9 protein-coding genes are annotated in these 10,243 nt (G+C 69.7%); all 9 read left to right on the top strand.

From position 1 onward, the window contains the following. Positions 1 to 782, top strand: a 782-nt coding sequence (locus EYA84_RS18800) for a molybdopterin dinucleotide binding domain-containing protein (protein WP_275540805.1), incomplete at its 5' end; no start/stop codon positions are given. A 61-nt stretch (positions 783 to 843) separates the two neighbouring features. Next, on the top strand, positions 844 to 2,196 hold the full coding sequence (gene nuoH, locus EYA84_RS18795; RefSeq protein WP_131054364.1) for an NADH-quinone oxidoreductase subunit NuoH: 1,353 nt from the start codon (positions 844 to 846) through the stop codon (positions 2,194 to 2,196). A gap of 1 nt (position 2,197) precedes the next feature. Then, positions 2,198 to 2,839, top strand: a complete 642-nt coding sequence (gene nuoI, locus EYA84_RS18790) for an NADH-quinone oxidoreductase subunit NuoI (protein ID WP_131054363.1) — start codon at positions 2,198 to 2,200, stop codon at positions 2,837 to 2,839. Further along, positions 2,836 to 3,603 (top strand): NADH-quinone oxidoreductase subunit J, encoded by a 768-nt coding sequence (locus tag EYA84_RS18785; RefSeq protein WP_131054362.1) that lies wholly within the window; start codon positions 2,836 to 2,838, stop codon positions 3,601 to 3,603. The genes nuoI and EYA84_RS18785 overlap by 4 nt, the downstream gene beginning before the upstream one ends. Next, complete coding sequence (nuoK, locus tag EYA84_RS18780; protein ID WP_013731028.1) at positions 3,600 to 3,917, top strand: NADH-quinone oxidoreductase subunit NuoK; 318 nt, start codon at positions 3,600 to 3,602, stop codon at positions 3,915 to 3,917. The genes EYA84_RS18785 and nuoK overlap by 4 nt, the downstream gene beginning before the upstream one ends. Before the next feature lie 12 nt (positions 3,918 to 3,929). Continuing rightward, positions 3,930 to 5,888 (top strand): NADH-quinone oxidoreductase subunit L, encoded by a 1,959-nt coding sequence (gene nuoL, locus EYA84_RS18775; protein WP_131054361.1) that lies wholly within the window; start codon positions 3,930 to 3,932, stop codon positions 5,886 to 5,888. 79 nt (positions 5,889 to 5,967) lie between these two features. Beyond that, on the top strand, positions 5,968 to 7,500 hold the full coding sequence (locus EYA84_RS18770) for an NADH-quinone oxidoreductase subunit M (RefSeq protein ID WP_131054360.1): 1,533 nt from the start codon (positions 5,968 to 5,970) through the stop codon (positions 7,498 to 7,500). 109 nt (positions 7,501 to 7,609) lie between these two features. Beyond that, the gene (gene nuoN, locus EYA84_RS18765; RefSeq protein ID WP_131054359.1) at positions 7,610 to 9,160 is read left to right on the top strand and encodes an NADH-quinone oxidoreductase subunit NuoN; all 1,551 of its coding nucleotides are present in this window, start codon (positions 7,610 to 7,612) and stop codon (positions 9,158 to 9,160) included. Between the two features lie 106 nt (positions 9,161 to 9,266). Continuing rightward, on the top strand, positions 9,267 to 10,243 hold a 977-nt coding region (locus tag EYA84_RS18760), incomplete at its 3' end, for a polyprenyl synthetase family protein (RefSeq protein ID WP_394347587.1).

Here is a 10,243-nt window from a genome sequence, read left to right as displayed (position 1 = left end):
GCGCACTGGTGGTGGCCGGCGTCGACCCGGCCGACCTGGCCGACCCGCGCCTGGCCGAGCAGGCCCTCGACGCGGTGCCGTTCCTGGTCAGCCTGGAGCTGCGGGCCAGCGCGGTGACCCGACGGGCGAACGTCGTCCTGCCGGTCGCCCCGGTGGTCGAGAAGGCCGGCAGCTTCCTGGACTGGGAGGGCCGGCTGCGTCCGTTCGACGCGGTCCTGACCACCGCCGCGATGACCGACGGCCGGGTGCTCGACGCGCTCGCCGCCCAGCTGGACGTGCGGCTGGGCACCGGAGACGTGCTCTCCGTGCGCCGCGAGCTGGGCAGCCTGCCGACGACCCGGGTGGGTCGTCCGGCGGCCCCGAGTGTCGCGCCGGGCACCGTCCGGGACCTCGCGCCCGGCGAGGCGGTCCTGGCGACCTGGCACCAACTGCTCGACCTGGGCAGCCTCATCGACGGTGACGAGCACCTGGGCGGCACCGCCCGCCCGCCGGTGGTCCGGCTGGGCAAGGGCAGCGCGGAGGCGCTCGGCATCGCCGACGGTGACCCGGTGACGGTGGGTACCGACCGTGGGGCGCTGACCCTGCCGGCGGCCATCACCGAGATGCCGGACGGCGTGGTCTGGCTGCCCACCAACTCGCCCGGCGCGACGGTACGGCGCAGCCTGGGCGCGACCTCCGGTTCGGTGGTCCGGGTCTCCGCACCCGGTACGGCCGAGCCGGTCGCCGCCGACGCGGCGGGTCGTTCGGGCCCGCTGCTCAACTCCTCCGGGGGTCACCAGTGAGTGCGAGGAGTGAACGAGCGGAGCGAGTGAGCCCCGCAGTCGGGAACGAAAGGTGGGCCCAGTGAGTCACTCGCTCCTCGCCCAGGCGCCGTCGCTGACCGACTTCGGTCACGACCCGTGGTGGCTGGTGCTTGGCAAGATCGTCTTTGCCTTCGTCGTCGCCCTGCTCGGCACGCTGCTGGGCGTCTGGTTCGAGCGGCGAGTGGTGGGGCGGATGGCGGTCCGGCCGGGCCCGAACCAGCTCGGCCCCTTCGGTCTGCTGCAGACGCTCGCCGACGGCCTGAAGATGGCCTTCAAGGAGGACATCCTCCCCAAGTCGGCAGACAAGGTCATCTACTTCTTCGCGCCGGCCATCTCGGTGATCTGCGCGGTGACCGCGCTGTCGGTGATCCCCTTCGGCCCGATGGTCAGCATCTTCGGCCACCAGACGCCGTTGCAGGTCACCGACGTGCCGGTGGCGGTGCTGGTGGTGCTCGCCTTCTCGTCGTTGGCGGTCTACGGCATCGTGCTGGCGGGCTGGGCCTCCGGCTCGACCTACCCGCTGCTCGGTGGTCTGCGGTCCACCGCCCAGCTCATCTCGTACGAGGTGTCGCTGGGGCTGTCCATCGTGGCGGTGTTCATGCTCGCCGGCACGATGTCCACCTCGGAGATCGTGGCCGCACAGGGCACCGGCACGCAGGTGAACCTCTTCGGCGTCGACGTCTGGGCGCCCGGCTGGTACGCGCTGCTGCTGTTCCCGAGCTTCATCGTCTTCTTCATCTCCATCGTCGGTGAGACGAACCGGCCGCCGTTCGACCTGCCGGAGGCGGAGTCGGAGCTGGTGGCGGGCTTCATGACCGAGTACAGCTCGCTGAAGTTCGCGCTGATCATGCTCAGCGAGTACGTGGCGATGGTGACCATGTCGGCCTTCACCGTCACCCTCTTCCTGGGCGGCTGGTACGCGCCGTGGCCGATCAGCCTCTGGTCGGGTGCCAACTCCGGTTGGTGGCCGCTGCTCTGGTTCTTCGGCAAGGTCGTCCTGCTGGTGTTCGTCTTCGTCTGGCTGCGGGGCACGCTGCCCCGGCTCCGCTACGACCAGCTCATGCGCCTCGGCTGGAAGGTGCTGATCCCGGTCAGCCTGGTCTGGATCGTGGTCCTGGGCTGGTACCGCACCATCGGCGACTGGGACACCACGGGTCGCCTGTGGGCCATCGGTATCCCGGCCGGGATCGTGCTGCTCGCCGCGATGTTCTGGCCGAGCCGTAAGCCGCAGTCGAAGCCGACCGTCGCCGAGCAGGTCGAGAACCGGCCGCAGGGCAGCTTCCCGCTGCCGCCAATGGATCTGCAGGTACCCCCGAGCCCGCGTACCCGGCGCATGGTCGCCGAGCGGGAGCCGGCCAACGTTCCCGCCGGCCAGGACTCTGAGGAGGTGTGACGTGGGCGCGATCACCGGAACGTTCAAGGGCTTCGGGGTCACCTTCTCGCACATGTTCAAGAAGGTCGTCACCACCGACTACCCCTTCACCCCGCCGAAGCCGGCGCCGCGCTACCACGGCCGGCACATCCTCAACCGGCACCCGGACGGCCTGGAGAAGTGCATCGGCTGTGAGCTGTGCGCCTGGGCCTGCCCGGCGGACGCGATCTTCGTCGAGGGTGGCGACAACACCGACGAGCAGCGTTTCTCGCCGGGTGAGCGGTACGCCAGCAACTACCAGATCAACTACGCCCGCTGCATCTTCTGCGGGCTCTGCATCGAGGCGTGCCCGACCCGCTCGTTGACCATGAGCAACGAGTACGAGCTGGCCCGGGACAACCGGCAGGACCTGATCTTCACCAAGGAGCAGCTGCTCGCGCCGCTGCTGCCGGGGATGGAGCAGCCGCCGCACCCGATGCGTCTGGGCGACAGCGAGAAGGACTACTACATCGGCAGCCTGACCAACCCGGGCACCTCGGCCGGCGCCGAGCGCTCGCCGATGGGGCCGGGGCACTACCAGGTCGACGAGCACCCGGGCGTCACCTTCCCCGGTGCCGAGCAGGCCGCCCAGCGGGCTGCGGCGGACAAGGGAGAGACGGCATGACCACCTCGACGGTGCTCGCCGCGGGTGCGGTCTCCGGCGGTGAGTCGGTGGCCTTCTGGATCCTCGCCCCGCTGGCGCTGGCCGGCGCGATCGGCATGGTCGCGGCCCGCAACGCGGTGCACTCGGCGCTCTGGCTGGTGCTGACCATGCTCAGCCTGGGCGTGTTCTATGTGCTCCAGGCCGGGCCGTTCATCGGCATGGTGCAGATCATCGTCTACACCGGCGCGATCATGATGCTCTTCCTGTTCGTGCTGATGCTGGTCGGGCGGGACGCCTCGGACTCACTGATCGAGGTGCTGCGGGGTCAGCGGATCGCGGCGATCGGGCTGGGCGTCGGCTTCGCCGCGCTGCTCGGCAGCGGGGTCTACCGGGCCACCCAGGACACCGTGGCGGTGGGTCTGGAGGAGGCCAACGCTGGCGGCAACGTGCAGGGCATCGCCCGGTTGCTCTTCACCGACTACATCTTCGCCTTCGAGCTGACCGCAGCGCTGCTGATCACCGCCACCATCGGCGGCATGATCCTGGCGCACATCGAGCGGCGCAAGGAGGACAAGCGCGACCAGGTGGCCACCATGAAGGCCCGCTTCGCGCCCGGCAACTACCCCGGTCCGAAGCCCGGCCCGGGTGTCTTCGCCACCTCCTCGTCGGTGGCCACTCCGGCGCGCCTGCCGGACGGCCGACTGAGCGACCGGAGCACGCCCGACATCCTTCCGGTGCGTGAGCTGGCCGCCGAGGAGACCACCCTGAAGGGCACTGAGAAGTGAGTGACTTCTTCTCCGTCGAACCGAACTACTACCTCGTCCTCGCCGCGGTGCTGTTCACCATCGGCGCGGCCGGGGTGCTGGTCCGGCGCAACGCGATCGTGCTGTTCATGTGCGTCGAGCTGATGCTCAACGCGGCCAACCTGGCGCTGGTCACCTTCAGCCGGATGAACGGTGACCTGAACGGCCAGATCATGGCGTTCTTCGTGATGGTGGTGGCGGCGGCCGAGGTCGTGGTCGGGTTGGCCATCATCATGGCGATCTTCCGCACCCGGCGCTCCGCCAGCGTCGACGACGCCAACCTGTTGAAGTACTAGAGGGGCCCACCGGTGGACGAAATTGTGACGTACGCCCAGGCTGCTCCGGCCGAGACCGTCTCGTACGCGACGGCCGACGGGCTGCTGAGCAGCGTCTGGCTGCTGGTGGCGATCCCGCTGGTCAGCGCGATGGTCCTGCTGCTGCTCGGCCGGCGCGCCGACCGGTGGGGGCACTGGCTCGGCGTGGCCGCCGTCGGTGCCGCCTTCCTGCTCGGTCTGACCTACTTCTTCAACCTGCGCGGGTTGGAGAACAAGTCCGTCGAGCTCAGCCTCTGGGACTTCATCGCGGTCGGCAACCTCAACGTCGACTTCGGACTGCTCTTCGATCCGCTGGCCGGGGTCTTCGTCCTGCTGATCACCGGCGTGGGCTTCCTGATCCACCTGTACGCGGTCGAGTACATGGCGCACGACCCGGGTCGTCGGCGGTTCTTCGCCTACTTCAACCTGTTCGTCGCGGCCATGCTGCTGCTGGTCCTCGGCAACAACTACGTGATGCTCTACTTCGGCTGGGAGGGCGTCGGTCTGGCGTCGTACCTGCTGATCTCCTTCTGGAACACCAAGCCGGCCGCGGCCACCGCCGGCAAGAAGGCGTTCCTGATGAACCGGGTCGGCGACGCCGGTCTGGCCATCGCCATCTTCATCATGTTCGCCACCCTGGGCACCACCCAGTACGACGAGGTGTTCAACGGGGTCGGCGCACTGGCCGGCAGCACCGTGCTGGTGCTCGGCATCCTCCTGCTGCTCGGCGCGGCCGGCAAGTCCGGTCAGTTCCCGCTCCAGGCGTGGTTGCCGGACGCCATGGAGGGTCCGACCCCGGTGTCGGCGCTCATCCACGCCGCGACGATGGTCACCGCCGGTGTCTACCTGATCGCCCGGTCCAACATCATCTTCTCGGCCAACGCGACGCTGCAGTTGGTGGTGGTCAGCGTCGGTGCGCTGACGCTGCTGATCGGCGCGATCATCGGCTGCGCCAAGGACGACATCAAGCGGGTGCTGGCCTGGTCGACGGTGAGCCAGATCGGCTACATGTTCCTCGGTGTCGGCCTGGGCGGCGCCGCGTACGCGCTGGCCATCGTGCACCTGCTGGCGCACGGCTTCTTCAAGGCCAACATGTTCCTTGGTGCCGGCTCGGTCATGCACGGCATGAAGGACCAGGTGGACATCCGCCGCTTCGGCGGTCTGTCGAAGTACATGAAGATCACCTGGATCACCTTCGGTGCGGGCTGGCTGGCGATCATCGGCATGTTCCCGTTCTCCGGCTACTTCTCGAAGGAGCCGATCATCGCCGCCGCCTTCGAGCGGGACGGCTGGACGGCCTGGCTGTTCGGCGGGGCCGCGGTGCTCGGTGCCGCGCTGACCGCGTTCTACATGACGCGGCTGTTCGTGCTGACCTTCCACGGGCCCAAGCGCTGGACCACGGACATCGAGCACCCGCACGAGTCCCCGCCGCTGATGACCATCCCGCTGATCCTGCTCGGCATCGGCTCGATCGGCGCGGGTTGGCTGCTGGCCACCTCCGTACCGGACTGGCTGACCGCCACCGCCGGTCTCGGCGCGGCCGAGGCGCACCACGACGCGGTGCTGCCGCACTGGGCGATCGTGGTGCTGTCGCTGGGCGTCACCGTGCTCGGTGCCGCGCTGGCCTGGTTCCTGTTCCGCAACGGCACGGCCAACGAGCCGCAGCCGGCCGGGGTGCTGGTCACGGCCGCCCGCAAGAACCTCTACACCGACGCGGTGAACGAGGCGGTCTTCGAGAAGCCCGGCATCTTCCTCACCCGGGCGCTCGTCTACCTGGACAACCGGGGCATCGACGGGCTGGTCAACGGGCTGGCAGCCGGTGTCGGCGGCGGTTCGGGCCGACTGCGGCGGTTGCAGACCGGCTTCGTCCGGTCGTACGCCACCTCGATCCTCGCCGGGGCGCTGCTGATCGTGGGCGCGTTCCTTGCCGTGCAGGCGGGGTGGTTCGCGTGATCGACCTCAAGAGGCCGACGGTCTCGCAGGCGGCCGTCGCCGGCGGACCGCGCATCGACGACGGAGGTAAGGCCGCATAATGTCCGACTTCCCGTTCCTCTCGGTGCTCACCGTGGCGCCGCTGGTCGGCGCAGTGGTGGTCGCCCTCCTGCCGCGCAGCCGGCCGACGCTGGCCAAGCAGGTCGCTCTCGGCTGGTCGCTGCTGGTGCTGGCGCTGTCCGTGGTCATGTGGGTGACCTGGCAGGTCGACGGCGACCGGTTCCAGTTCCGTGAGTCGTACCCGTGGATCCCGAACTGGGGCGTGAACTTCACGTTCGCCGCCGACGGCATCGCGCTGGTCATGCTGATGCTGATCGCGGTGCTGGTGCCGCTGGTGATCCTGGCCTCCTGGCACGACGCGGAGTCCTCGAAGCGCTCGGTGCCGGTCTACTTCGCGCTGCTGCTCGTCCTCGAATGCACGATGCTCGGTGTCTTCGCCGCCGCCGACGTCTTCCTGTTCTATGTGTTCTTCGAGGTCATGCTGGTGCCGATGTACTTCCTGATCGGCAGCTACGGCGGCCACCAGAGGCAGTACGCGGCGGTCAAGTTCTTCCTCTACTCCCTGGTCGGCGGTCTGTTCATGCTGGCCGCCGTGATCGGCCTCTGGGTGGTCGGCGGCAAGACCTTCGACTGGGTGGCGCTGTCGCAGGTGGACATCTCCACCGGTGCGGAACGCTGGCTGTTCCTCGGGTTCTTCGTCGCGTTCGCGATCAAGGCGCCGTTCTTCCCGTTCCACACCTGGCTGCCGGACGCCGGTGGCGCGGCCCCGGCCGGTGCCGCCGCGCTGCTGGTCGGCGTGCTGGACAAGGTCGGCACCTTCGGCATCATCCGGTACTGCCTGCCGCTGTTCCCGGACGCCGCCCAGTGGTTCGCGCCGTGGGCGCTGGGCCTCGCGGTGATCGGCATCATCTACGCCGCTCTGCTGGCGGTGGGGCAGAACGACCTCAAGCGACTGGTGTCGTACACGTCGATCGCGCACTTCGGCTTCATCGGCGTGGGTCTGTTCGCCTTCACCACCCAGGCCGGTACCGGTGCGGTGCTCTACATGGTGAACCACGGCCTCGCCACCGGCCTGCTCTTCCTGGTGGTCGGCATGCTGGTCGCGCGCCGGGGTTCGGCGCTCATCAGTGACTTCGGTGGTGCCGGCAAGCTGGTGCCGGTGCTGGCCGGGGTGCTGTTCTTCGCCGGTCTCGCCTCGCTGGCGCTGCCCGGCACCGCGCCGTTCGTCTCCGAGTTCCTGGTGCTGATCGGCACCTTCACGGTGAACAAGCCGGTCGCGGTGATCGCCACGCTGGGCATCATCCTGGCGGCGGCGTACGTGCTGTGGATGGTGCAGCGGACCACGCAGGGCACGCTCAATCCGGCGCTGACCCAGATCGACGCGATGAAGCGCGACCTCAACCTGCGCGAGAAGGTCGTGGTCGCCCCGCTGATCGCGCTGATCGTGCTGCTCGGCTTCTACCCGAAGCCGGTCACCGACGTGATCAACCCTGCGGTTCAGGCGACCATGGAGGACGTCGGCCGGACCGACCCGGCCCCGACGGCAGGCAACGTCCAGGAGGCCAGCCGGTGAGCGCGAGGAGTGAGCTCGCGAGCCCTAGCCGCCCGCGCGAGGAGAGAGCGAAGCGAGCCCCGCAGTCGCGGGCACAAGACAGCGCAGTCGCGAACGAAAGGTTGACTCGGTGAACGAGTTCGTACTGCCGCCGATCGACTACGCGGCACTCGCGCCGATCCTGATCATGCTGGGCGCGGCGGTGCTGGGGGTGTTGGTCGAGGCCTTCGTGCCGCGTCGGCTGCGGCACCCCGTGCAGCTTCCGCTGGCCCTGGTGGCGGTGCTCGCCGCGCTGACCATGGTGGTGTTCAACTCTGACAAGCGGGTGATCACCATCGGGGTGATCGCGATCGACGGCCCCACGCTGTTCCTCCAGGGCGCGATCCTGGCCCTGGCCGGTGTGGCGCTGCTGCTGATGGGCGACCGGGCGGTGGAGCGGGGCGGGGCGTTCGTGGCCCAGGCCGCGATCACCGCCGACTCGCCGGACGACCGGCGGCAGGCGGCCAAGGCCGGTGGTGCCGGTGAGGTCTACCCGCTGACCACGTTCGCCATCGGCGGCATGCTGATCTTCGTGGCGGCGAACGACCTGCTGACCATGTTCATCGCGCTCGAGGTCTTCTCGCTGCCGCTCTACCTGCTCTGCGCGCTGGCTCGTCGTCGGCGGATCCTGAGCCAGGAAGCGGCGATGAAGTACTTCCTGCTCGGCGCGTACGCCTCGGCGTTCTTCCTGTTCGGTCTGGCGCTGCTCTACGGCTTCAGCGCCGGTCTGGGCGACCGTCAGGCGGGCGTGGACTTCGCCACCCTCAACGCCGCCGTGGCCAACTCGACGGCCAGCCCGGTGCTGCTCTTCGCCGGTATGGCCCTGGTCGCCATCGGCCTGCTGTTCAAGGCCGCCGCCGCGCCGTTCCACGTCTGGACGCCCGACGTCTACCAGGGGGCGCCCACTCCGGTGACCGGCTTCATGGCGGCCTGCACGAAGGTCGCCGCGTTCGGCGCCCTGCTGCGGGTGTTCCACGTCGCGTTCGAGGGCGCACGGTGGGACTTCACGCCGGTGCTCGGCACGGTGGCGGTGCTCACCATGCTGGTCGGCGCCGTGCTCGCGGTCACCCAGACCGACATCAAGCGGCTACTGGCGTACTCCTCCATCGCCAACGCCGGCTATCTGCTGGTCGGCGTGCTCTCCCCAGGACGTGACGGGCTCTCCGGCACGATGTTCTACCTGGTCGCGTACGGCTTCACCGTGCTGGCCGCGTTCGCCGTGGTGACCCTGGTCCGGGACGCCGACGGGGAGGCCACCCACCTGTCCCGCTGGGCCGGGCTGGGCCGCCGCTCGCCGGGGTACGCGTCGGTGTTCACCTTCATCCTGCTGGCCTTCGCGGGTATCCCGCTGACCAGCGGCTTCACCAGCAAGTTCGCCGTCTTCGCTCCGGCTCTCGACGGCGGTCAGGTGTGGCTGGTGATCGCCGGTGTGCTGACCAGCATGGTGCTGGCCTTCCCGTACCTGCGGGTCGTGGTGATGATGTGGCTCTCCGAGCCGGGCGACTCGACCCCGACCGTCACGGTGCCGGGCGCGATGACCTCGGCGGCGCTGGTGATCGGCGTACTCGCGACCCTGGTTCTCGGCGTCGCTCCGGCGCCGCTGCTCGACCTGGCCACCGGCGCTGCGGACTTCATCCGGTAGCGGCGTCACCTTCCGTTTCGGGGGCCGGTCCACTCTTGTGGACCGGCCCTCGCCGCGCCTCCCCGGTCCGCTGCAGGTAGAGCCCGTGTGGCATGGTGGAGGAGTGGTGATTAGGGGTGGCGAGCGTTCAGGTGGCACCGGCTCCGGTGGCCGCCGCAGCCGGCACGCGGGCCAGTTCGGCCCGCTCGGTCTGCATCTCGCCGACCCGCACACCGAGGCATCCGTGCTGGGGCTGCTCGACGCCATCGAGGTGGAGCTGCGGGCCAGCGTGGCCAGCGCCGACCCGTTCGTGACCGAGGCCGCCCGACACCTGGTGGAGGCGGGCGGGAAGCGCTTCCGGCCGCTTCTGGTGGCCCTGGGCGCACAGTTCGGCGACCCGGCTCGGCCGGAGGTCGTCTCGGCCGCCGTGGTGGTGGAGTTGACCCACCTGGCGACGCTCTACCACGACGACGTGATGGACGAGGCCGCGGTGCGTCGGGGAGCGCCGAGCGCCAACTCCCGTTGGACCAACTCGGTCGCCATCCTGGTGGGTGACTACCTCTTCGCGCGGGCCGCGGACGTCGCCGCCGATCTGGGCCCCGAGGCGGTACGCCTCCAGGCGCGGACCTTCGCCCGCCTGGTCCACGGCCAGATCGCCGAGACGGTCGGCCCCCGGGCGGACGCCGACCCGGTGCGGCACTACCTGGACGTGATCGCCGAGAAGACCGGTTCGCTGATCGCCACCAGTGCCCACTTCGGCGCGCTGTTCAGCGGCACCACCCCGGAGCACGTGTCGGCGCTGGCCGGGTACGGCGAGACCATCGGTGTCGCCTTCCAGCTCTCCGACGACCTGCTGGACATCGCCAGCGAGTCGGAGGAGTCCGGCAAGACGCCCGGCACCGACCTGCGGGAGGGTGTGCCGACGCTGCCGGTGCTCTACGCCCTCGCCTCCGACGACGCGGACGCCGCCTCGGTGCGGCTGCGGGAGATCCTGGCCACCGGCCCGCTGACCGACGACGCCCTGCACGCCGAGGCGCTCGGCCTGCTGCGGGAGAGCCCCGCGCTCAAGCGGGCCCGGGAGACGGTCCGCAGCTACGCCGAGGA

Source organism: Verrucosispora sp. SN26_14.1, assembly GCF_004307965.1.
In the GTDB taxonomy this organism is placed as follows: domain Bacteria; phylum Actinomycetota; class Actinomycetes; order Mycobacteriales; family Micromonosporaceae; genus Micromonospora.
The sequence above is the reverse complement of the archived record's forward strand: the minus strand, read 5'-3'. Positions and strand labels throughout refer to the sequence as shown.